At 70.6% G+C, this 22,207-nt stretch carries 22 protein-coding genes, 1 tRNA gene and 1 pseudogene; 16 read left to right on the top strand and 8 right to left on the bottom strand.

Annotation, left to right across the window (positions count from 1 at the left end; translation table 11 throughout):
• The first annotated feature begins 168 nt into the window (after positions 1 to 168).
• The 4 genes from ACQP1V_RS14135 (at position 169) to ACQP1V_RS14120 (ending at position 4,075) form a co-directional block, all read left to right on the top strand.
• On the top strand, positions 169 to 633 hold the full coding sequence (locus ACQP1V_RS14135; RefSeq protein ID WP_433422884.1) for a MarR family winged helix-turn-helix transcriptional regulator: 465 nt from the start codon (positions 169 to 171) through the stop codon (positions 631 to 633).
• Positions 634 to 644: 11 nt separating this feature from the next.
• Entirely contained in the window at positions 645 to 1,592 is a 948-nt protein-coding gene (locus ACQP1V_RS14130; protein ID WP_433422881.1) for an ABC transporter ATP-binding protein, read from the top strand.
• Entirely contained in the window at positions 1,552 to 2,412 is an 861-nt protein-coding gene (locus tag ACQP1V_RS14125) for an ABC transporter permease (RefSeq protein WP_433422879.1), read from the top strand. Before ACQP1V_RS14130 ends, ACQP1V_RS14125 begins: the two co-directional genes overlap by 41 nt.
• Positions 2,413 to 2,596: 184 nt before the next feature.
• On the top strand, positions 2,597 to 4,075 hold the full coding sequence (locus ACQP1V_RS14120; RefSeq protein WP_433422876.1) for an amidohydrolase family protein: 1,479 nt from the start codon (positions 2,597 to 2,599) through the stop codon (positions 4,073 to 4,075).
• Between the two features lie 78 nt (positions 4,076 to 4,153).
• On the opposite strand, the gene ACQP1V_RS14115 is transcribed toward ACQP1V_RS14120, so the two are convergent.
• The gene (locus ACQP1V_RS14115; RefSeq protein ID WP_433422873.1) at positions 4,154 to 4,669 is read right to left on the bottom strand and encodes a hypothetical protein; all 516 of its coding nucleotides are present in this window, start codon (positions 4,667 to 4,669) and stop codon (positions 4,154 to 4,156) included.
• A gap of 223 nt (positions 4,670 to 4,892) precedes the next feature.
• Positions 4,893 to 7,280 carry an ExeM/NucH family extracellular endonuclease gene (locus ACQP1V_RS14110; protein ID WP_433422870.1) on the bottom strand — a complete coding sequence of 796 codons (2,388 nt, stop codon included), beginning with the start codon at positions 7,278 to 7,280 and terminating at the stop codon, positions 4,893 to 4,895.
• Between the two features lie 416 nt (positions 7,281 to 7,696).
• On the opposite strand from ACQP1V_RS14110, the gene ACQP1V_RS14105 reads away from it, so the two are divergent.
• The 4 genes from ACQP1V_RS14105 to ACQP1V_RS14090 all read left to right on the top strand — a co-directional run bounded on the left by ACQP1V_RS14105 (position 7,697) and on the right by ACQP1V_RS14090 (position 11,308).
• The gene (locus ACQP1V_RS14105) at positions 7,697 to 8,323 is read left to right on the top strand and encodes a TetR/AcrR family transcriptional regulator (RefSeq protein ID WP_433422867.1); all 627 of its coding nucleotides are present in this window, start codon (positions 7,697 to 7,699) and stop codon (positions 8,321 to 8,323) included.
• Positions 8,314 to 8,802, top strand: a complete 489-nt coding sequence (locus tag ACQP1V_RS14100) for a cupin domain-containing protein (protein ID WP_433422864.1) — start codon at positions 8,314 to 8,316, stop codon at positions 8,800 to 8,802. Before ACQP1V_RS14105 ends, ACQP1V_RS14100 begins: the two co-directional genes overlap by 10 nt.
• 246 nt (positions 8,803 to 9,048) lie before the next feature.
• Positions 9,049 to 9,936, top strand: a complete 888-nt coding sequence (gene blaOXA, locus ACQP1V_RS14095; protein WP_433422861.1) for a class D beta-lactamase — start codon at positions 9,049 to 9,051, stop codon at positions 9,934 to 9,936.
• Between the two features lie 43 nt (positions 9,937 to 9,979).
• Entirely contained in the window at positions 9,980 to 11,308 is a 1,329-nt protein-coding gene (locus tag ACQP1V_RS14090; protein ID WP_433422858.1) for an MFS transporter, read from the top strand.
• 10 nt (positions 11,309 to 11,318) lie between these two features.
• Here ACQP1V_RS14090 and ACQP1V_RS14085 read toward each other — a convergent pair.
• A pseudogene (locus tag ACQP1V_RS14085) lies at positions 11,319 to 11,443 on the bottom strand (TetR family transcriptional regulator); the annotation flags it as partial.
• A 183-nt stretch (positions 11,444 to 11,626) separates the two neighbouring features.
• Between ACQP1V_RS14085 and clpX the strand changes: the two are divergent.
• Entirely contained in the window at positions 11,627 to 12,919 is a 1,293-nt protein-coding gene (clpX, locus tag ACQP1V_RS14080; protein ID WP_433422855.1) for an ATP-dependent Clp protease ATP-binding subunit ClpX, read from the top strand.
• 91 nt (positions 12,920 to 13,010) lie between these two features.
• Here the strand turns inward: clpX and ACQP1V_RS14075 are convergent, their stop codons facing one another.
• On the bottom strand, positions 13,011 to 13,343 hold the full coding sequence (locus tag ACQP1V_RS14075; protein ID WP_433422853.1) for a hypothetical protein: 333 nt from the start codon (positions 13,341 to 13,343) through the stop codon (positions 13,011 to 13,013).
• 546 nt (positions 13,344 to 13,889) lie between these two features.
• On the opposite strand from ACQP1V_RS14075, the gene ACQP1V_RS14070 reads away from it, so the two are divergent.
• From ACQP1V_RS14070 to ACQP1V_RS14060, 3 genes are read left to right on the top strand one after another with little or no spacing between them, the layout of a single operon-like run.
• Positions 13,890 to 14,522 (top strand): TetR/AcrR family transcriptional regulator, encoded by a 633-nt coding sequence (locus ACQP1V_RS14070; protein WP_433422850.1) that lies wholly within the window; start codon positions 13,890 to 13,892, stop codon positions 14,520 to 14,522.
• Positions 14,523 to 14,524: 2 nt separating this feature from the next.
• A complete protein-coding gene (locus ACQP1V_RS14065; protein ID WP_433422848.1) occupies positions 14,525 to 14,965 on the top strand; it encodes an acyl-CoA thioesterase in 441 nt (146 codons plus the stop codon).
• Positions 14,959 to 15,360: a hypothetical protein gene (locus tag ACQP1V_RS14060; RefSeq protein WP_433422845.1), complete on the top strand. Its 402-nt coding sequence runs from the start codon at positions 14,959 to 14,961 to the stop codon at positions 15,358 to 15,360. Before ACQP1V_RS14065 ends, ACQP1V_RS14060 begins: the two co-directional genes overlap by 7 nt.
• Before the next feature lie 147 nt (positions 15,361 to 15,507).
• Here the strand turns inward: ACQP1V_RS14060 and ACQP1V_RS14055 are convergent, their stop codons facing one another.
• Positions 15,508 to 15,675 (bottom strand): hypothetical protein, encoded by a 168-nt coding sequence (locus ACQP1V_RS14055; RefSeq protein ID WP_433422843.1) that lies wholly within the window; start codon positions 15,673 to 15,675, stop codon positions 15,508 to 15,510.
• Here ACQP1V_RS14055 and ACQP1V_RS14050 point away from each other — a divergent pair.
• Together ACQP1V_RS14050 and ACQP1V_RS14045 are read left to right on the top strand one after the other, a co-directional pair.
• Positions 15,668 to 16,954 (top strand): VWA domain-containing protein, encoded by a 1,287-nt coding sequence (locus tag ACQP1V_RS14050; RefSeq protein WP_433422841.1) that lies wholly within the window; start codon positions 15,668 to 15,670, stop codon positions 16,952 to 16,954. The two genes, ACQP1V_RS14055 and ACQP1V_RS14050, sit on opposite strands and share 8 nt — an antisense overlap.
• 2 nt (positions 16,955 to 16,956) lie before the next feature.
• Entirely contained in the window at positions 16,957 to 17,808 is an 852-nt protein-coding gene (locus ACQP1V_RS14045; RefSeq protein ID WP_433422838.1) for a hypothetical protein, read from the top strand.
• 303 nt (positions 17,809 to 18,111) lie between these two features.
• Here ACQP1V_RS14045 and ACQP1V_RS14040 read toward each other — a convergent pair.
• Positions 18,112 to 18,186, bottom strand: a tRNA-Val gene (locus ACQP1V_RS14040).
• Between the two features lie 532 nt (positions 18,187 to 18,718).
• On the opposite strand from ACQP1V_RS14040, the gene ACQP1V_RS14035 reads away from it, so the two are divergent.
• Positions 18,719 to 19,135, top strand: a complete 417-nt coding sequence (locus ACQP1V_RS14035; RefSeq protein ID WP_067134180.1) for an SsgA family sporulation/cell division regulator — start codon at positions 18,719 to 18,721, stop codon at positions 19,133 to 19,135.
• Positions 19,136 to 19,240: 105 nt separating this feature from the next.
• Here the strand turns inward: ACQP1V_RS14035 and ACQP1V_RS14030 are convergent, their stop codons facing one another.
• Positions 19,241 to 19,864 (bottom strand): DUF305 domain-containing protein, encoded by a 624-nt coding sequence (locus ACQP1V_RS14030; RefSeq protein WP_433422835.1) that lies wholly within the window; start codon positions 19,862 to 19,864, stop codon positions 19,241 to 19,243.
• Positions 19,865 to 19,947: 83 nt separating this feature from the next.
• Between ACQP1V_RS14030 and ACQP1V_RS14025 the strand changes: the two genes are divergently transcribed.
• Positions 19,948 to 21,369: an LVIVD repeat-containing protein gene (locus ACQP1V_RS14025; RefSeq protein ID WP_433422832.1), complete on the top strand. Its 1,422-nt coding sequence runs from the start codon at positions 19,948 to 19,950 to the stop codon at positions 21,367 to 21,369.
• A 7-nt stretch (positions 21,370 to 21,376) separates the two neighbouring features.
• Here ACQP1V_RS14025 and ACQP1V_RS14020 read toward each other — a convergent pair whose 3' ends face one another.
• Positions 21,377 to 22,207: an aminotransferase class IV gene (locus ACQP1V_RS14020; RefSeq protein WP_433422829.1), complete on the bottom strand. Its 831-nt coding sequence runs from the start codon at positions 22,205 to 22,207 to the stop codon at positions 21,377 to 21,379.

Raw genomic sequence — 22,207 nt, 5'->3', positions numbered from 1 at the left:
CGCTCATATCCAGGCGGGAAGCCTCGCAAATTATCCCTCGCCTCTGCCGAGGGAGCCCACAGGCGTGCAGACCACTTCGCGCATCCGTGCGCACGACTTCGGAAACTGACAGACGTGGCCAGGCCACCCCCTCTATCAATACCTCGCACACAGAGCTAACCTTTCAATATGGACATAACGGGCATAACGGACCCTCCTGACGCCCTTGCCGATGTCCTGTCCGGCATCCAGCGGCTCATCCGGCGCAGAGTGCGTAGCGGCCTGACCGGACCGAGGTTGCGCGGCGCCCAGGTCGAGTTGCTCCAGCTGGCGCTGGCCAATCCGGGGATCAGTGTGTCGGCGGCGGCCAGGGAGCTCTACCTCGCCGGGAATTCCGTGTCCACGCTGGTCAACCAGCTCACGGCGGCCGACCTGCTGGTCCGGGAGACCGACCCGGACGACCGGCGGACCGCCCGGCTGCTCGCCACACCCGAGGCCGAGTCACGGCTGCGGACGTGGCACGACCGGCGGACCGCGCTCGTCCGCGAGCACGTGGGGAGGCTCGGCGAGAACGACCGGGCGGCCCTGGCCGCCGCGCTCCCCGCGCTGCGCAGGCTCGCCGAGAGCCTGCACGAGGAAGTGGAGGGACCGTGACACTCGAGCCCGTGAAACCCGAGCCCGTGACGACCGTAACCGTGACACCCGCTCCCCTGACGACCGGAACCATGGCGCCCGGAACCACGGCGCCCGAAACCACGGGGACCGGCGCCGTGACCACCGGCGCGGTGGCCCCCGACGCCGTCTCCTGCCGCGGGCTGCGCTACTCCTTCGGCCGTACGAGGGCCGTGGACGGGGTCGACCTGACCGTCGCCTCCGGCGAGGTCTTCGGCCTGCTCGGCCCGAACGGCGCGGGCAAGACCACCGCGATCCGCTGCCTCACCACGCTGCTGCCGGTCCCGCCCGGGACGGTGCGGGTCTTCGGCCACGACGCGGCGAGGGAGCGGATGGCGGTCCGGCGCATGATCGGGTACGTCCCGCAGCAGCTCTCCGCGGACTCGAGCCTCACCGGACGGGAGAACGTCGCCCTCTTCGCCCGGCTGTTCGACGTGCGCCGCCGCGAGCGGGCGGAGCGCGTCGCGCTCGCGCTGGAGGCGGTCGGCCTCGCCAACGCCGCCGACCGGATGGTGGGGACCTACTCCGGCGGCATGATCCGGCGACTCGAACTCGCCCAGGCCCTGGTGAGCGCGCCCCGCCTGCTGATGCTCGACGAGCCGACGATCGGGCTCGACCCCATCGCGCGCACCGGCGTGTGGGAGCACATCACCGCGATCCGGGCCGCCACGGGCATGACGGTGCTGGTCACCACCCACTACATGGACGAGGCCGACCAGTACTGCGACCGCGTCGCGCTCATGCACGCCGGGCGCGTCCAGGCGCTCGACACGCCGGAACGGCTCAAGGCCGCGCTGCGCGACCGCCGTGGGGACGACGCCGCGCCGACGCTGGAGGACGTCTTCCGCGACGTCGTCGGCGGCGACCTCGGCGCGAGCGAAGAAGGGGGAGATTTCCGTGATGTCCGTCGCACCCGCCGGACGGCCTCCCGCCTCGGCTGAATCCGCCGCGGCCCTGGGGCTCGCCCCGCTGCTCACCACGCCCCGCGCCCGTCCCGGATGGTTGGTGCTGCCCGCCAGGGTCGGCGCGATGTGCCTGGTGGAGCTGCAGAAGCTGCGCCACGACCGGACCGAGCTGTACACGCGCGCCGTCCAGCCCGCCCTGTGGCTGCTGATCTTCGGCGAGACCTTCACTCGTATCAGGGCGATCCCGACCGGAGGCGTGCCGTACCTGGACTTTCTCGCGCCCGGGATCATCGCCCAGTCGGCGATGTTCATCGCGATCTTCTACGGCATCATGATCATCTGGGAGCGCGACTCGGGCGTGCTGACCAAGCTCCTGGTGACGCCGACCCCGCGGGCCGCGCTGGTGACCGGGAAGGCGTTCGCGGCCGGGGTCAAGTCCCTGATGCAGGCGGCGGTCGTCCTCGTGCTCGCCACCCTGCTCGGCGTCTCCCTGACCTGGAACCCGCTGCGCCTGCTCGGCGTGGCCGCGGCCGTACTTCTGGCCTCGGCGTTCTTCTCCTGCCTGTCGATGAGCATCGCCGGGATCGTGCTGACCCGCGACCGGTTGATGGGCGTCGGCCAGGCGATCACGATGCCGCTCTTCTTCGGGTCCAACGCGCTCTACCCGGTCGACGTCATGCCGGACTGGCTGCGGGCGGTCAGCGCGGTCAACCCGCTCAGCTACCAGGTCGACGCCCTGCGCGGCCTGCTGCTGGACACGCCCTCGCACCTGCTGCTGGACTTCCTGGTCCTGCTCGCCGCCGCGACGGCCGGCATCACCGCCGCGTCCTGCCTGCTCGGCCGGCTCGCCCGCTGAGCCCCGGCCCCGAGCCGCCGGGGAGGCCGTCGCGGCGGAGCTCGGGCGAGGACGCCGGCACCGCGCCCGCTGTCTCGCGCCGCGTTCCCGGCCAGTGGTGTGATGGGCCGGGCGGACAAGAGACCCGCCCCTTTTCGGCGTTCCGGACGAAGCCGGGCGGCCGGGCCGTCCCTAGGCTCGCCGCATGACGGCCAAGACCCACGATCTAGTGCTGGCGGGAGCCAGAGTGCTCGACCCGGAGACCGGCCACGACGCGGTCGCGAACGTGGGGGTGACCGGCGCGACCATCACGGCGGTGTCGCCCGGCCCGCTCGAAGGACGCGAAACGCTCGACGTCTCCGGGCTGGTGCTCGCCCCGGGCTGGATCGACCTGCACAGCCACTCCCACACCGTCGCCGGGCACCGCCTCCAGGCGCTCGACGGCGTGACCACGGCCCTCGACCTGGAGGCGGGCGTCGCACCGGTCGGCGAGGCCTACGACGCGGCCGCCGCCGAGGGGCGACCGCTCAACTACGGGTTCTCCGCCTCCTGGGCCCAGGCCAGGATGACGGCCGTCGGCGGCCTTCCTCTCGGCGGCGGCCTCGCCGCGGGGCTGAGCCACCTCGGCAACCCCGCCTGGCAGCGGGCGGCGACCCCGCGCCAGCTCGACGCGTTGTTCGAGCTGATCCGCGCCGACCTCGCGGCCGGGGCGCTGGGGATCGGCATGCTCGTCGGCTACGCCCCGCGGGTGGCCCCCGAGGAGTACCTGGCCGTGGCCGGGCTCGCGGCCGAGGCGGGCGTGCCGACCTACACGCATGCCCGCGACCTCGTCGAGCAGACGCCGGACACCCCGATCGACGGCGCGACGGAGGTGGCGCAGGCCGCGGCGGCCACCGGGGCGCACATGCACTACTGCCACGTCAACAGCACGTCCCTGCGCCAGGTCGACCGGGTGCTCGCCCTCATCGAGCGCGTTCGCGCCGAGGGCGCGCGGGTGTCCACCGAGGCCTACCCGTACGGCGCGGGCATGACCGGCATCGGCGCGACCTTCCTCGCCGCCGAGCTGCTCGGCAGAAGAGGCATCCGGCCGGACTCGATCGTCTACGCCCCGACAGGTGAACGGGTGGCCGACGCGGCACGGCTGGGCGAGCTACGCGCCACCGACCCGGGCGGCCTGGCGATCGTTCACTTCCTCGACGAGGACGTCCCGGCGGACGTCGCCGTCATAGACCGCGCGCTGCTCGGCGAGGACACCGTGATCGGCTCCGACGCGATGCCGCTGACGTGGACGGGAGGCGAGCGGCCGGACCCGATGGCGTGGCCGCTGCCGCCGGGGGCCGTCACCCATCCCCGTACGGCGGGCACGTTCTCCAAGGTGCTGCGCCGCTACGTCCGGGAGACGGGGCGCCTGTCGCTGATCGAGGCGGTGCGCCGGTGCAGCCTGCTGCCCGCGCGGGTGCTGGAGGAGTCGGTGCCGGCCATGCGGCGCAAGGGCCGGGTGCAGACCGGGTGTGACGCCGACCTGGTCGTCTTCTCCCCCGGCGTGGTCAGCGACCAGGCCACCTACGCGGACAGCACCAGGCCCTCGACCGGCTACGCGCACGTGCTGGTCGGCGGGCGGCACGTGGTGCGCGACGGCGAGCCGGTCCTCGACGCGCTGCCCGGCCGGGCGATCCGTCGCTGACACCGCCGAGCGACCCGCCTGAGAACCACCGCGGCCCGCCCCCCGGCGAGGGGGCGGGCCGCGCGTGCCTGAAAGAGATCAGTTGTCGTAGAGGCGGTCGCCGCCGAGCCAGTACCAGAAGCCGCACTTCGTCGGGTACCTGCCGTACAGCCCGATCTGGCAGACCTGGACCTGAACGCTCCGCAGGTCGTGCCGCTGGACGCTGAAGCTCTTGGAGCCGCCCGCCCCGCAGTACTTGTACGACTTGAAGCTGGGCGAGACGTCGTCCTCGTCGTCCAGGTCCTGGAAGCGGAACTTCACGTACGCGCACTTGCCGCCCTGGTGCTCGTTGCGGTTGTCGAGGTCCCACAGCTTGCCCGTGATGCGAACGCTGTTGGAGGTGTCGTCGTCCCAGTAGACGTCGATGTAGCCGTTGGCCTTGGCGAGCCGATTCTTCGACCAGTACGGGCCCCAGTAGGGGTTGCCGGCGGAGGCGGTGGCCGCGCCGGCGGTGGTGGTGGTGGCGCTCGCGGCGGTCGCGACCGCCGGGATGCCGAGGGCGACGGTGGTGCCGACGGCGGCGAGAGCGAGGAGGTTACGGATGGAGCGACGCATTTCGGTTCCCCCACATTCGAGGACGGGTGCTGCCGGGGTTGCACCTCAGTGATAGGCGCACCCGCCTGCACGCCGCTTTCGGGAGGCGGACTACCGCTTGTACGCCGCTTGCAGGCGCCTGAACGCGTCGACGGTGGCGAGCCGCGTTCCGCGCCCTCGCGCGAAGACCGCGGGCGCGGCACGGATGTGCCGCGCCCCGGGCCTCACGGGGAGAAACGCTCCGTCAGAGATCCAGGCCCACCAGCAGCGGGTCGTGGTCGGAGGAGCGGTAGGCGTCCGGCGCGTACAGGTACGGCGGGTTGAACTCAGTGTTGTAGTCCATGAACCGGCCCTCGTCACTGTTGATGTGCCAGATGGTGGCGCCGGTCACGAGCTTGCTCAGCTGCTTGTCGGCCATGGCGTGGTCGAGCTCGCCGGAGAGGCCGTTGAAGACGTAGCTGTAGCGGTCCTTCGCCGAGACGTACTTCTTGCTCAGGCTGGTCAGCCCGCCCGCCTCCAGCGTGTGGATCGGGTCCTCCTCGCCGTACGCGTTGATGTCGCCGAGGACGAGCGTGTTCTGCAGCTTCAGGCTGTCGATCAGGGACAGCACGGCCTGGGCCTGCTTGACCCGCTTGGCGTTGTAGCAGCTCTGGCCGTCGCCCTGGTCGGCGTCGGCGCCGGTGGCGGGACCGTCGACGTCGCTGCAGCCCTTGGACTTGAAGTGGTTGACCAGCACGGTGAAGCTCTTGCCGTTCCCCTGAGCCTTGCGGAACGTCTGGACCAGCGGCGGCCGGTTGAGGATCGGGTCGGAGGAGGACTGCGCCGCGCCGACCGGGGTGACCTTGGCCGGCTTGTAGATCAGCGCGGTCTGGATCAGGTCGGTGCCCGGGTTGGGGTGGGTGATCGCCTTGTAGGTGCCCGCGCCGGCCTTGGCGTTGAGGGCGTCGACCAGGGCGTTCAGCGCCACGTCGGAGTTGCGCTCGACCTCCATCAGCCCGGCCACGTCGGGGTCGAGCCCGGTGATGTTGGCGACCAGCTTGGCGAGCTGCCGGTCCCGCTCGGCCGCGGTGGTCGCGCCCCGGGACTTGAGCGTGGTGAACCAGTTGAGCGTGTTGAGGCTCGCCACCCGGACGTCGCCGCCGACGTTCTCGGGCTGGGCGGGACGCGGGTTCACCGGCTCGAACTCGAAGGGCTGGAGGGGCTGGATCCGGTAGGCGTCGAAGCCGTAGGTGAGCACGCCGGTCAGGTCCTTGACCCGGTCGCCGATCCGGACGGTGTTCGACCCGGTCGAGTGGTACGGCAGGGTCGCCGGGTTCTGGACGGTGGACCCATCGTCGAGCAGGATCGTCCGCCCCGCGTCCTTCTCGGTGTTCACGTTCTTGCGGTCGGTCGGCTGCCACAGCCGGCCGCCCTGCGCGAGGGTGATCTCACCGAACCGGCCGAGGTTGTAGATCTCGGAGGCCGCCAGGTCGCCCTTGAAGGTGACCAGCATGCCCTCGTATCGCTCGAAGGTGACCCCCTTCTTGAGCGGCAGCTTCACCTTGGTCGGCGTGATGACGCCGGTGCCGCACACGTTGACCGCGGTGGCCGGCGAGATCTCGGTCAGGCCGTTGTACTCGATGACCTTGCCGGAGACGAGGACGCGGTCACCGGCCTTGACCGGCGACGAGGAGTACACGAACAGGCCCTCGGACGTGGCGGGGTCCGCGTCCGGCTTCGGGTCCTGGATGTAGAAGCCGCCGAACTGGCCGGCTCCCTGGAAGGCGCCGACGACGATGCCCTCGACCCGGACGTCCGTGCCGGCGAGCGGGCTGACGTCGCCGCTCCCCTGCACCTGCGCGATCCGGTGCGTGATCGGAGTGTCACAGGTGGCCCCCGGGGTGGGGCTCGACGTGGGGCTCGACGTGGGGCTCGGGCTGGCCGAGGGCGAGCTCGACGGCGAGGCGGAGGGGGACGGGGTCGGCTCGCCGCCGCACGGCGCGGGCGGCGTGGCCGCGTTGCGCGGCGCGGGGGCCGCAGCGTCGAAGTCGGCGCCGTTGTCGCCGGTGTCGGCGCAGCCGCCGTTCTTGCGGATCGCGGCGGTGGCGTTCGTGAGGCCGGGCGCGGGGCTGCCCTTGAAGAAGTTCGCCGCGCCGTACCCGACGAGGTCGGCGATGAGCGCCATCTGGTCGTCGGTGCAGGGGGTGGTGGAACCGTTGCAGACCAGGCCGTCGGCGGAGCTGACCAGGGCCACCTTGCCCGCGGTGCCGCTCATGTTGATGGTGCCGACGTTGTCGGGCGTGGGCAGCGCCGCGCCGGGCGTGGTGCCCGCGGCGAGCTGGACCAGGTGGTACTGGCCGGGGGCCAGGGTGCCGGTCAGTGCCGTCTTGTTGGCGGAGAAGTTCCCGGTTCCGCTGGCGCTGGTGTACTGCACCGACCACCCGTCCAGCGATACGGGGGCGGCGCCACGGTTGAAGAGTTCGACGTAGTCGTTGGTGAAGGGGGCGCCGGAGTTTCCGCCTCCGCCGTACACCTGGCTGATGAGGACGGTGCTCTGCGCCGCGACGGCGGGAGCTGAGGGAAGGGCGGCGATCGTGCCGGCGGTGACGCCGGCGGTCGCGAGGATCGCGAGTACCCGGGGCAATGCACGCATGGGCAAAAAGGGTAAAGCGCCACCCACCTGCATCTTGTCTCTAATGCATGGATAACTAGTGAATTCGCAATATCGACACTTCCTGTCGATGACAGGCGTCACGATCTGGCGTCATATGACCTGGCGGCCCGCCGAGCCTTCGCTTCACGTCGGCCCCAAAGCCGTCTCCGACGGCCGCATCCCGCCGCCGGCGGACCAACCTCGATCTGATCGCCGCGCACGGGGACGATCTGCCGCCCCGGCCTTCACGGGCCCACTGACGCCACGGGCCGTCCGAGTACCGCTCAACCCGGTGGCAGCGACCGGTGGGCACACCGAAGCGGCGCGGCGACCATGGACTGCGCGTTCGGCCACCCACCAATTACGAAACTGGAGTTGCGTAATTGACTCGCGAGGGATAGCTTCTATTTCGCTACATGAGTTTCGAAATGGAGGAGGTCGCCTTGGCGCCTCGCGGACGACCACGCGACACGCAGGTGGACGAGCGAGTGCTGCGGATCGCCGCTGCCCTGATCTTCGAACGCGGCTACGCCGGTCTGTCCATCGACGAGGTGGCCGAGCAGGCAGGCGTGGCCAAGACCACGCTGTACCGCCGCTGGTCGACCAAGGATCATCTGGCCGTCGCGGTGGTGGCCCGGCTGCAGGCCGACGACGAGATCACCGACACCGGCGACATCCGGGCCGACCTCGTCGACTACATGGAGAAGATCGCCGCCGGGCTCAACCGCATGCGTGCGGCAGGCGGCCGCGAAGGCCCATCCGCAGGGGCCGTCGGCGAGCTCGTGGCGGCCGCGGCCAGACACGAGGACATCGGCCGGCTGACCCGCGAGCAGTACGCCACGCGCAACACCATCGCGCTCGCCCTGATCGAGCGTGCGCGTGTACGCGGCGAGCTGCGCGCCGACCTTGACGCCGAGGCGCTGTTCGACCAGCTGGCCGGCGCCCTCTACTACCGAGTAATGATCACAGGCGCGCCGATCGACCGGGCCTACGCAGAGCGGCTCGTGTCCTCCGCGCTCGAAGGGAGCCTGACATGTCACTGATCGCGGAAACGGCCATCGTCCGCCAGGTCGACGCCGAGACCATCATCTCGCCCACGGCCACGGGACGGCTGCTGCTCGACTCCAGCGACACTGGCGGCGCACTGAGCACCGTCAGGATGACGCTCGCCGAAGGCGCGGACGGCGCCGTGCCCCACCACCACGCCACGTCGACCGAGCTGTTCTACGTCCTGGAGGGCAAAGCCCGCATCCTGTCGGGCGAGGAGATCGTGACGCTGGCGGCGGGCGATGTGGCGGCCGTGCCTCCGCTGACACCTCATGCTTTCGCCGCCGCCCCCGGCCACACCGCCGACCTCCTCATCGTCGTCGCCCCCGGCATCCAGCGCTTTGATTACTTCCGCCTGCTCGACCGCCTCCGCAGGGGCGAGGCCACGCTCGAGGAACTGCTGGCCGCCCAGGACGTATACGACAACCACTTCCTCGACAGTCCTGCCTGGACACGCGACCGCCAGGCGTCCTGATCCCCGCCGGTCGACGACCTCCCTGGGCGCCGGACTCCTCCCGAACGACCGGCGCAGGGCGGGCCGTCCGTCCCCGGTCCATTCAATGTCGTGCGGGCCCACCACCCCGATCCCCTCTTCGACAGCCCTTCCGGCCAGCTTTGATACGCATAGAGATATTGATGTATCAGACATATCGATATTGGACATGATGCGACGCCTCTGGTCTGCTCCTCGCAGAAGATCGACAAAGTTGAGGAGCTTGTCATGCGGAACTCCCCCACCTTCGCTTCCCGGTCGCGGCTGCGCGCGACGCTGGGCACGGCCGTCCTGACCGCCTCTGCGCTGTTCGGCGGAACCGCCTACGGCGCCACCGGCGCCGTGAACACGGCCGGCCACAGCGCCGCCGCCGTCCACGGCGGCATGATCGTCCGCGACGACCTGCAGGCGCTGTTCCGCCAGGCGGGAGTGCGCGGAACCTTCGCGCTCTTCGACGTGCGGCAGGGGCGGACCACGGTCGTCGACGCCGCGCGGGCGCAGAAGAGGCTGATCCCGGCCTCGACGTTCAAGATCCCGCACAGCCTCATCGCCCTGGAGACCAAGGCCGTCAAGGACGAGAACGAGGTGATCCCGTACGGCGGGCAGCCACAGCAGTTCCCCGAGTGGGAGCACGACATGAACCTGCGCGACGCGATCCGGGTGTCCAACGTCCCGGTGTTCCAGACGCTCGCCCGCCGGATCGGCCTCAAGCGGGAGAACCAGTGGGTGAACCGGCTGAACTACGGCAACCGGCAGATCGGCCCCGTCGTGGACCGCTTCTGGCTCGACGGCCCCCTTGAGATCTCCGCGGTCGAGCAGACCCGCTTCCTGTCCCGGCTGGCCCGTCAGCAGCTCCCGGCATCCAAGAAGAACCAGCTCACGGTGCGCGAGCTGCTGAAGGTCGAGGAGAAGGACGGCTACGCGCTGTTCGCCAAGACCGGATGGGGCATGTCGACCACGCCCAACATCGGCTGGTGGGTGGGCTGGGTCGAGCGCGGCGGCCGCCTCTACACCTTCGCGCTCAACATCGACGTGAACACCGACAAGGACACCGAGAAGCGGATCCCCCTCACCCGCGACCTGCTGACGACTCTCGGCGTCCTCCCGAAGGCCTGACCGAGTTGGACAGACCTCGCGGCCCGTGAGACAGTCCGCTGCCATGACCTCGCCGCGCGCGGAATCCGCCTCCTCCGGCCGGCTGTCGACCGGGCGCGCGGCGACGGCGGGCGCCCCCGCGCCCCGAGGGCGGGCGGTCCCCGACCGCCGGGTGATCGCGATCGTCGTGGGAACGAGCCTGGCCATCTCGCTCGGCTACTACGCGATGATGGCCCACCTGGTCGCGCACCTGCACCGTGACCTCGGCATGCTCGCCGGGACCGTCACCGCGGTCCTCGGCGTGCGTGTCGCGGTGCAGTACATGCTGTTCCTTCCCGTCGGCGCGCTCACCGACGTGATCGGCCCGGCGCGCGCGGGAGCCCTGGCCTGCGCCCTGCGGATGGCGGCGTTCGCACTGCTGGGCGTCACCAGCGGGGTCGGCGAACTGCTCTGCGCCGTCGTGGTCATGGCGGTGGGCGGCGCGCTGTTCCACCCGGCCGCGCAGTCCCTACTCGCCGGGGTGGCTCCGGCGCGCCGCTCCCGGGGCTTCGCCGCCTATCTGATCACCAGCGAAATCGGCGCCGTGGTCGGGCCGCCCGTGGGGCTCCTGCTCCTGCTGACGGGCGGGTTCGGGCTGCTGTCGGCGGTGACGGCGGGCGCGTGGGCGGTCGGCGCCGTGCTGTTCATGCTGCTCCACCGCGCTCCCGGCCCGGCTTCCCATACGGACACGACTTCCCCCGTGGACGGGGAGGCGGTTGCCGGCGCCGGGGCGGCACGGCCGGATGTACGGAAAATCGTCGCCGGGGTGTGGGCGGTGCTCCGCGACCGGGGTTTCCTCCTGTTCGCCCTGACCGCGGCGCCCACCACGCTGCTCACCACCCAGGTCGCGACCGTGGTCCCCCTCAGGGGAGTCGACGCCGGCACGACGACCCTGTTCTTCTCCGCGGTGGCGGTGACCACGGCCGCGATCCAGCCGTGGTGCGCCGCCGCCCGCCGGGGTGAGCGCCCCTGGCTGCTCAAAAGCGGCCTGCTCTGCGCCGGCGGCGGCTACCTGATGCTGATCGCGATTCCACCCGCCGGGGCCGACCGGATCGCCGTGCTGGCGGTGGCCGCCGTACTGCACGGACTGGCCTCCGGCCTGACACAGGCGGCGCTGTTCCAGACCGTCACCCGCTGCGCGCCGTCCGGGCGGTTCGGCGCCTATATCGGCCTGCTCAACTTCCTTTCCGGTGTGGTCGCCCTGGCGGGGAGCTTCGCCGCCGGGCCGCTCTTCGACGCCGGGAACCGGGGCGCGGCGACGGCCCTGGCCGGACTCGGCCTGGTCGCGGCCGTCACCGCCGCCGCCGTGCGGCTCCCCCACACACGAGTGGCCCGCGCCCCGTCTCCGCGTTGACGCGCGCCCCGGCCCGCTCGGCGATGCCGTCGATCTTGGCGTCGCGGAAGCCGCGTTCGGCGAACTCCTCCCGGGCTGCGGCCAGCACCTTCGCGCGGTGCGCTCCTGGGCCTGCGCTCTGGTGAGCCGCCCCATCGTCCTCCCGACCCGGCGCGGTCGCAGTACTCCGGTTGCAAGATACCGAAGCCATCCAGATGATGAGAACATGTGTTGTCGCCATTTGGAAAGGCGCTTCTTCGACCACCGCCCCACCGCCTCGTCCGCGCTCCCGGTCCGGGCGGCCGTGGACCCCTTCGACCGCTGAGGAGACGCTCCGGAATGGCCCGCACCGACAACGGCGACGACCTGCCGAAATGCACGTTCTGCGGAAAGAGCCAGAACCAGGTCAGGCGGCTGATCGCCGGGCCGACCCCGCTGTGCATCTGCGACGAGTGCGTCCAGCTCTGCACCGAGCTCATCCAGGAGGAGGGCGGCGAATCGTCCGCTCCGCCCCGAGGCGACCTGCCGAAACCGCGAGAGATCCACGCGTTCCTCAACCAGTACGTCATCGGCCAGGAAAGCGCCAAGAAGGCGCTCTCCGTGGCGGTCTACAACCACTACAAGCGCGTACGGGCGATGGCCGGGAGAAGCGACGCCGCGGGCGAGGAGCCGGTCGAGCTGGGCAAGTCGAACATCCTGCTGGCCGGCCCGACCGGCTCCGGCAAGACGTACCTCGTCCAGCGGCTCGCCCGGCTGCTCGACGTCCCGTTCGCGATCGCCGACGCCACCGCCCTCACCGAGGCGGGCTACGTCGGCGAGGACGTCGAGAACATCCTCCTCAAGCTGCTCCAGGCCGCCGACCACGACGTGAAAAGAGCCGAGACCGGAATCGTCTACATCGACGAGATCGACAAGATCGCACGCAAGAGCGAGAACCCGTCGATCACCCGTGACGTCTCCGGCGAGGGCGTCCAGCAGGCCCTACTGAAGATCATTGAGGGCACCGTCGCGAGCGTGCCGCCGCAGGGCGGACGCAAGCACCCCCAGCAGGAGTTCATCGCGATCGACACCACGAACGTGCTGTTCATCGTCGGCGGCGCCTTCGCCGGTCTGGAAGAGATCATCGAGCAGCGGGTCGGCCGCGGCCGCGCGGGGTTCGACGCCGCGCTCCGCATCGCCCAGGTGGAAGACGGAGCGGACACCCTGGCCGACGTCACGCCGCAGGACATGCTGAAGTTCGGGCTGATCCCCGAGATCGTCGGCCGGCTCCCGGTCGTGGCGACCCTGCACCCGCTGGACCGGACGACGCTGGCCCGGATCCTCACCGAGCCGCGCAACGCGCTTCTCAAGCAGTACCGCAGGCTCTTCGAGCTCGACGGCGTCGAGCTGGAGTTCACCACCGACGCGGTGGACGCGATCGCCGGCCAGGCGCTGCTGCGCCGCACCGGCGCCCGAGGAGCCCGCGCCATCCTCGAAGAGGTCCTGCTCAACGTCATGTACGAGGTGCCCGGCCGGGAGGACGTCGCGCGGGTCGTGATCGACCGGGAGACCGTGCTCCACAACGTCAACCCGACCCTCGTGCCGCGCGAGCGCCCCGGCCACGGACCGCGGAGCCAGGAGAAGTCCGCCTGAGCGGCTCCCTCACGGCGCGTGGCACCGCTTCGGCCGCCTCAGGTCACACCTGAACCCCCGAAGCCGTGCCGCGTGCTGGGTCGGACATGCCTCACACCCCGCCATGTGAAACAGGCAGTCGGAGCAGCGGGCGTTTGAGTTCGATCCAGGCCCGGAGTTCATCAGCCAGGACGGCCGAGGCGACGTAGGGCCAGCAGGGCTGGATGGCGTGGATCTGGTTACGCAGGCGGCGGGACAACCGAATGTCGGCGGGGCCGAGAGGGCGCTCGGTGCACAGGTGTGCGGCATACGCCAAGGTCGTTGTCGCCGCCAGCCAACGCTCTACCGCCTCGTCCATCGTCGGCAAGCCGTCCGCCACATCTGAGTCCCGGACCTCGACGAGCGTGGTGATCAGGTTGACGGCCGCCTCGTCCTCGCGGTCCACACCCCGTTCCGCCGCATGGCGGTCGAGAGCGGCGCGGAGCCGCCACCACCGTGCCCTGTCCGTGACGGTTCCGCCGGTGCGCCTGGCGACCACGGTTCGGAGACAGTCCCACCAGTCGGTTCGCCGGGGCTCCGCGTCGGGTTCACGCTGGTCCAGCCAGGCGGCCAGCCGCGGCTCGGACCTCGAACGCGCACCTGATCGCGGCGGCTGATGAGCTCGGGGCCGTTCAGCGTGTAGGCGGCGCCCCCGTGCCCGTCCTCCAGAAGGGCGGCCGTGGCCACGTCGGCGATGTCGCGCTCGTGGACGGGATACCAGGCGAGGTCGGGGAACGGCTCACGGACGACCCGGCGGAACCCTTGGGCAAACGCGAACATGCTGTTCACATATCGCCATTGACTTGCGAAAACGCTGTCTTCTTGGTCCTCCGGACGCGCGAAATCGATAGTCCTTCTCGCCCGCCTCACCCGCTGCCGGGGCGACGATGCGACCGGTGCGGCGCCTCAACCAGGTATACAACCGATCGGTCGTTAATATAGTTTGAGCCTCATGACGCAAGACGGCCGGCGGCTGCGCGGGTTGCGCAGCCGCGAGGCGATCCTCGAACGGGCGGTGGCCCTGGCCTCCGTCGAAGGACTGGACGGACTCTCCCTGGGGCGGCTGGCGGCGGCGACCGGCACCAGCAAGTCCGGATTTTTCGCCCATTGGCGCGACAAAGAGCAACTGCAGCTCGACGCCCTCGACTGGGCCACCCGCCAGTGGGCCGACCAGGTGGTGGCGCCTGCCATGGCGGCCCCGGCCGGGGTGCGGCGGCTGTTCGCGCTGCACGAGGCGCGGCTGAGGTTCTACGGCGAGGGAGTGCTCCCCGGCGGGTGCTTCTTCTTCACCGTCCAGGCCGAGTTCGACGATCGTCCCGGCCTGGTGCGCGATCGCGTCGCGCGCGCCATGCGCGAGTGGCAGGAGTTCATCCGGCGGCAGGTGGCACAGGCCGTGGCGCAGGGCGAGCTGGCCGAGAGCGTGGACGCGGCCCAGCTCGCGTACGAGATCGACGCGCTCGGCGAGATGGTGGTCGTCCACTCCCGGCTGCATGACGGTCCGGTCGCCCTCGTCCACGCCCGCCGCGCCGTGCTGCAACGCCTGCGCGCGCTCTGCCCCGACCCGACGCTTCTCCCGGAGGATTGATCATGACTGAAGACGGCGTGCACGAGCCGGTCCAGGTGCATTTCGACGATCTCGACGCCATGGGCCTGTTGCACAACTCCCGGTACGCCCTGCTGGTCGAGCGGGCGATCGGCGCGTACTGGCAGCGCCTGGGCTGGGCACCCGATCCGGTCCGGTCGGCGTTCAAGGACGTGTTCCTGGCGGTGCGTGAGTTCAAGGTGACCTACCACGTGCCCATCGCGGGGGCGGGTGAGCCGCTGGTGCACTTCTGGATGGACCGCATGGGCCGCACGAGCGGCGTCTACGGCTTCCGCGTGCTGTCCGCCGACCGCACGGTGGTGCATGCCGAGGGCTACCGCGTCAACGTCAACCTGGACCCGGCCACACTGCGGCCCGCGCCGTTCAGTGACGAACTGCGCACCGCCGCCGAACCTCTGCTCCGCCGAACGGCGGCGGCGTGCTGAGGTCCCGCTGGATCGCCGGCCCGGCGGCCGAGCCGCCGGGTCCACTGGTCGCCGCGCTGACGGACTACCGGATGAACCGCCTCCTCGACCTGCCCGGCGTCGTGCGGCACGGCCTGTCGCTGAGCCGTCTGTGGCCGGCGTTGCCCGGCGCGGTGGGCATGTGGCTCTGGCTCGATCTCCCCGGCCACCGGGTCGGCTCGCTGTCCGTGTGGCGCGGCGAAGACGACCTCCACGCGTTCGTACGGCTGCGTCCGCATGTGCGGATCATGCGCGCATACCGTCACCGCGGCACGCTGCGATCGCGCACCTGGCAGATCGACACGCTGGACCGGGACGCCTTGTGGCGGTCCCTCCACTCGGGCCCGTGTGCGGAGCCCCAGAGTCGCCCCACGTGACGACGGCTGCAGCCCCGCTTCGCTCAGCGGGGTCGCTCACGGCCGAGGGGCGGCGTAGAGCTCAAGGGGGGCGCGAAGGTTGGCGAGTGCTTCGTCGACGGACCAGCCTTGGCCGGCGACTTCGACCTGGACGCAGCGCGCGACGTATCAGCCCTCGTCGTCCAGGGTGACGGTCGCAGTGAGCGTGACCGTGGCGCTCATGGACAGCTGCGGTCTGCCCAGATTCTCCCCAAAAGCAAAGTAGCTGTCCTTAGGCCGGGCAAGGACGGTTATCCGTGCAATCTTGATGATCACTAGGATCGCCGACGTGATCATCAGACGACGTCCGGCCGCAGCCTTGCTCGGGATGCTGGCCGCCCTCTCCATATTCGGTGTGCCCCCTGCTCACGCCGACGAGACCACCCCGAAGGAACCGCCCAACGTCGAGCTGGTCGATGAGACCACCCCGAAGGAACCGCCCAAGGTCGAGCTGGTCCTCGACATCAGCGGCTCGATGCGGGCGCGCGACATCGAGGGCCACAGCCGGATCTCGGTGCTCCAGCAGGCCTTCAACGAGGTGCTGGACGCGCTGCCCTCCGAGGCCCAGGTCGGCATCCGCGTCCTCGGCGCCACCTACCCCGGCAAGGACAAGGCCGTGGGCTGCAGGGACACCCAGCAGCTGGTGCCGATCGGCCCGATCGACAAGCTGGAGGCCAAGACCGCCGTCGCCACCCTGCGCCCCACCGGCTTCACCCCGGTGGGCCTGGCGTTGCGCGCCGCCGCTCGGGACCTCGGAACCGGCGAGACCACCCGCAGAATCGTCCTGATCACCGACGGCGAGGACACCTGCGCCCCGCCCGACCCGTGCGAGGTCGCCCGGGAGCTCGCCGCGCAGGGCACCCACCTGGTCGTGGACACCCTCGGCCTGACCCTCAACGACAAGGTGCGCAGGCAGCTCACCTGCATCGCCTCCGCCACCGGCGGCACCTACACCGCCGTCACCAGCAAGACCCAGCTGAGGAACCGGATCAACCAGCTGGTGGACCGCGCCGCGACCACCTACACCCAGACCCCGGCTCAGGTGGACGGCACCGAAAACTGCAGCCGCGCCCCGCTGCTCAGCCCCGGCGCCTACACCGACCGGGAGAAGTTCCAGGAGCACCGCTGGTACCGGGTCCTGGTCCGCGACGGGCAGGAGCTGCGGGCCTCCGTCAGCGTCTCCCTGGACCGCGCGCTCAACCGCGACTACGGCGTGCTGCTGCGGGCCGTCTCCCAGGACGGGCGGGAGCTGGTTCGCGGCACCGACGCGGGCAGCGGCCGCACCGATGTGCTCTCCACCGGCCTGCGCTGGTCCGCCGAGCAGAACGCTCCCGACCAGACCGTCTGCCTGGTGGTCAGCAACTCCTTCTCCTCGCCCACCGCCGCCACCGCCGCAACGCCCGGTATGCCGTTGGAGCTGACCGTCGGCGTGGTCGACTCCTCCCCCGCCCCCAACGGCCCGGACCTGGGCCGCGGCTGGGGGCTGCTCGGCCTGCTGGCCCTCGCCGGTCTGGTGGGCGGCCTGGTCTTCGGCTGGCTGGCGCGCTGGCGGGTCGCGATCTGGATGGAGAACTGACGATGCGTACAACTTCCGTCCGCAGCTGTGTCGGGGCGCTGTCCGCCGCTGCGGCCGCACTGCTGCTCTCTGCCGGTCCGGCCGTCGCCGACATCACCTCGCCGTCACCGTCTGCGTCGGAGAGCCTGGCGCCGGTGACCACTGCCGGGTCGTCCTTCCTCACCGCGACCGCCGTCCAGCCCGGACAGCCGGTGCAGCTGGCCGGCTCCACCGGCGACTACCTCTACTGGTCGTTCACCTCCGAAGCCGGGCGGACCGACAAGATCGCGATCACCGTCACCCTGCCGCCCAAGGCCTCCCGGCACGGCGCATCCAGCTGGGCGGTGGACGTCTTCGACGGGCTCCGCCGCCGCCAGGCCTGTACGGCGGGCGCCCAGACGCCGACCGCTGCGGCCGGCGCCGCATCGGTCACCCTGGGCTGCACTCTGCGGAAGGTCCGCGCCTGGGCCGAGCCGTGGTCCGGCGACCCGCTGCCCGGCACCTACTACGTCCGACTGGCCGTCACCGAACTACCCGAGCAGGATCTGGGCCTGCCGATGCAGGTGGCGATGCGGATCAGCGCTCATGACAGCGACGACATCCAGCCGGAGGGCGGCAAGCTCACGACCCCGCTGACCCAGCCGGTCGCCGCCGGAACGGTGCAGACCTCGGCGCCGCCGGTCGCGGCCGAGAAGGAGAAGGGCACTGGCTGGAGCTGGAGCTGGGACTGGCTCCCCGACCTGTCGACCCGCTGGGCCTGGACCGCCGTCGGCGGTGTCATCGCGGCCATCACCGGCGTCGGCGGCTACAGCCTCACCCGGCATCCGCGTCGGCGTCGGCACAGGCCGGAGCACGACGGCTACAACCACCTCTGATCCCCCGCAGCCACACCGCGGGCTGCCGATCGTGGTGACGCCGGCTGGGCGGCCGCAAATATGCGCGGCCGCCCAGCCGTGTGACGCCCCGTGCTTCCCGTCAGGGCGCGACGTGCTTGAGGAGCGGTCCGGGTCGACCCCGTTACAGCAGCTCGACGACGACGGCGATGGCGGTTCCCCAGCCGATATGGAGACCCCAGGGCTCGGGGATCGTGAATGGGTCGATCCGGGAGCAGATCGGGCCAGACGATCAAAAGGCCGGACCCCCGATCTCGGGGGTCCGGCCTCTGAATTGCATCAATATGGTGGGCGATACTGGGATCGAACCAGTGACCTCTTCGGTGTGAACGAAGCGCTCTCCCGCTGAGCTAATCGCCCGGGATGATCGGCCCCTTGCGGCGCCGACGGGGAAAACCATACCGCACTTCGCGGGGTCCTGGCGAAGCGAACGATCCTCCGGGCCACTCCCCACCGCCGGGCCCTTCAGCGATCCCCGGACGACCCTCCGGTCGACCGGGTGGCGCGGCCGGCGCTCGGCGGCGGCGTCGGGGCGACCCCCTCGTCGCATCGTTTCCTCCGGGACCAGCGGGACCTCGCTGTGTTGTCATAGCATCGTGATGCCCCAGAGTCCCCGTATACGCCCCGAGCTAAGATCATTTGTACCGTGCAAGACTTCGCCATGACAGTCGGATCGACACGCAAAACCAGCGCCAACTTGCGGCTGTTAGCGATGTTTGACCAGGTAGATGCTCAAATGTCTACCTGTGAGATGCGTTACAGAAGGCCCCGGAAGCGGAATCTCTCCTACGGGTTTCTTCGTTCGCGTACATAGCTTCGCGGGCGACAGCAAGTCCGTGAGAGCAGTTGCCAGCCCCTATGAGGGGACCCGACACGAAAGGTTTGGCTGACGATGAACAGCACCACCGTCACTGCCGAGCTGGGCCTTCGACTTGTGGTCCCCGACCGTACTACCGTGCCCCTGCTCGCCGGGCTCAGTTACACGGCCGAGGACCCGTACGCCATACGCATGGCATTCCACGTGGGGAACGATGAACCGGTCGAGTGGATCTTCGCTCGCGAACTGTTGACCGTCGGCATCGTCCGGCGCGTTGGAGAGGGTGACGTCCAGGTGTGGCCCGCCCGCTCCGACGGCGAGCGCACCTTGAACATCAGTCTCACCTCCCCGTTCGGACAGGCCCTGTTCGAAGTGCCCCTGGCTCCGCTGACGCAGTTCTTGCACCGTACGTTCGAGCTCGTCCCCGCCGGCCGTGAGACCGACTTCATGGACCTCGACGAAGAGCTCACCAACATGCTGTGGAGCTCCTGATCCGACCGGTCCCGATCGTCCGGCGCCGAAGCCGGCGATAGTGATCATCCCGGGACCGGCCCTGACGGGCCGGCGTCCCGTCCCCGGACGCCCTGATCGGGCGTCCTAACCGGCGAGCATCTGTCGCATCCGGCCGATCTCGGCCCGCTGCCCCGAGACGATGTCACGGGCCATCTCCCGCATGAGCCGGTCCGTCCCGTCGCGCAGCTCGTCCTCCGCCATTCGCACCGCGCCCTCGTGATGCCTGATCATCAACCGCAGGAACAGGGTGTCGAAGGCGGCGCCCCGCGCCTCGCGCAGGCGGTTCATCTCCTCCAGCGTGGCCATGCCGTACGCGCCCTGGCGAGCGTGATCGTGTACGGCGGGGGCGGGACGGCCGAGGGAGGACAGCCACGACGTCATCGTCGCGATCTCGGGCCCCTGGCCCCCGGCGATCCGCCGGGCCAGCACGGCCACCTCGCCTCCCGCGCCCCTGCCGTCGGCCAGGCCGGTCATCTCCAGCGCCTGCCGATGGTGGGGAATCATCGCCTCCGCGAAACGCACGTCGGCGGCCGTGGCCCGCGCGTCCGACTCGCCGATCCGCTCCCCTGGCGTCGCCGTACGGGCGTGCCCTCCGGGCCCGTCAGGGACGACGACAGGCGCGCCGGATCCCGCGACGAATGGGGCCCTCCGGTCGGCGGGGGTGTCCGCGGCGCAGCCCGCCGCTCCCGCGACCAGAACTGCCAGCACAACTGTTACAAAAGTGCCACCCGCGCCGCTTCTGCCCGACATAACGTCCATAGTGGGGCAGTCTCCAAGATCCAGGGGGAACAGTGAAGCGTGCGGGGCTCATCGCGTGCCTGGCGCTGGCGCTGTGCGCCGCGTCCTGTTCCTCCGGTTCCGCCCCGTCCGGGGCCGCGCCGTCGTCCGAGGCGGCCCGCGCGGCGAGCGACGCGTCCGGCGTCGCCAAGCGCGCCAGCGCCGATCTCGGCGTCGACGAGGTCCTGCACAGCGACAACATCACGCCGATCGCCAACGTCCCCCTTGAGGCGCCGTTCGACGGCCCCCACTCCTGGAACACCGATCTCGCCTTCCAGGGCGACTACGTGTTCGCGGGGAACTACGACGGCTTCACGGTCCACGACATCTCCGACCCGGCGCACCCGAAGGTGGTCACCCGGGTGCTGTGCCCGGGCGGGCAGAACGACGTCTCCGTCTCCGGCGACCTGCTCATCGTGTCCGTGGACGACCCGCGGGCCGACGACCGCTGCGAGAGCGACTTCATGGCCCCCTCGACCAAGTCGGGCTGGGAGGGCGTCCGGATCTTCGACATCTCCGACAAGGCCCGGCCCGATTACGTGGCCGCGGTGGCGACCGAGTGCGGCTCCCACACCAACGTGATCGTGCCCGGACCGGACCCGAACGCCTTCTACGTCTACGTCTCGGCGGGCGGGCCCGACCCGGGCGCGCCGAACTGCCCGGCGCCGCACGACGGCATCTCGATCGTCGAAGTGCCGGTGAAGAATCCCAAGGCGGCCAAGGTCGTCGCCACCCCCGCGCTGTTCAAGGGGCATCAGGGCGGCGGCTACGGGGGCTGCCATGACATCACGGTCTATCCGGCCAAGAAGCTGGCCGCCGCCGCGTGTTACGGCGACGGCTATCTGATCGACATCTCCGACCCGGTCAAGCCGGTCGTCCTCACGACCGAGTCGGACCGGACGAACTTCTCCCTCTGGCACTCCGCCACGTTCAACAACGACGGGACCAAGGTCGTCTTCGGCGACGAGCTGGGCGGCGGCATGGTCGCGACGTGCGACTCCTCGGGCAACGACACCAAGGGCGCGAACGCCGTCTACGAGATCACCCCCGCACGCGAGCTCGTCCGGCACGGCTACTTCAAGATCCCTCGGGTCCAGGGCTCGGAGGAGAACTGCGTGGCCCACAACGGTGCGCTGATCCCCGTCCCGGGCCGGGACATCATGGTCCAGGCGTGGTACCAGGGCGGGGTCTCCGTCTGGGACTTCACCGACTCCGACCACCCCGTCGAGATCGGCTTCTTCGAGCGCGGACCGCTGCGGGCGGGGTTGCGCGTGGGCGGGTCGTGGTCCGCGTACTACTACAACGGCCACATCTATTCGAGCGACATCACGAAGGGTCTGGACGTCCTGCGGATCGACGACCCGCGTACGGACCCCGCCAAGGACGTCACCGTGAAGGAGTTCAACGCCCAGACCCAGTACTCTTACCGCGGCTGACGGCCGATCACGGGTCGAGGTCGGCCGCCGAGCGAGCGGCGAACGCCTTCATCGCCGCGAGCGTCACCGGACCGGGCGCCTGGGGCAACTCGCGGTCGTCGACCAGCCGGATCGGCTGCACGTCCCGCGTGGTGGAGGTGAGGAACGCCTCCTCGGCCTCGTAGAGCGCGGAGAGGGGAACGTCCTCCTCGACGCCACCGCACCACTCCAGGACCAGCGCCCGGGTCACACCGGCCAGGCAGCCGGAGGCCAGCGTCGGCGTCACCAGCCGCCCGCCGGTCACGATGAAGATGTTGCTGCCGGTGCCCTCGCAGAGGTTGCCCGCCAGGTTCCCGAAGATCGCCTCGGCGCCGCCGCGCTCCTTGGCGTACGCGAGGGCCTTGGCGTTGTCGCCGTAGGAGGTGCTCTTGACCCCGGCGAGCGCGCCGCGCTCGTTGCGCGGCCAGGGCACCACGGTGACCGCGGCCGTCTCGGGGAACGGCTTCTGCTCCGCGACGATGATGATCGCGTTGGTCCCCTGGGACCCGCGGTCGGAGCCGAGCGGCCCCGGCCCGCTGGTGTACGTGATCCTGATCCGGCCCAGCGGCCAGGCGGGCGCGGCGGCGACGCACTGCCGCACGCCGTCGGCGATGGCGGCCAGGTCGGGCTCGGGCAGGTCCATCCGCTTGGCCGAGAGCGCGAGCCGCTCCAGGTGCCGGGTGAGCGCGAAGGCCTCGCCGCCTACGAACTTGACCGTCTCGAAGACGCCGTCACCCACCATCAGCCCGTGGTCGAAGACCGAGACGACGGCCTTCTCCGGGTCCAGCAATTCACCGTTGACCCAAATGGGTACGGTCAT

The organism is Microtetraspora malaysiensis (genome assembly GCF_050947145.1).
In the GTDB taxonomy this organism is placed as follows: domain Bacteria; phylum Actinomycetota; class Actinomycetes; order Streptosporangiales; family Streptosporangiaceae; genus Microtetraspora_A; species Microtetraspora_A malaysiensis.
Note: the sequence above shows the minus strand (reverse complement) of the source record. Positions and strands in the feature narration are given on the sequence as shown.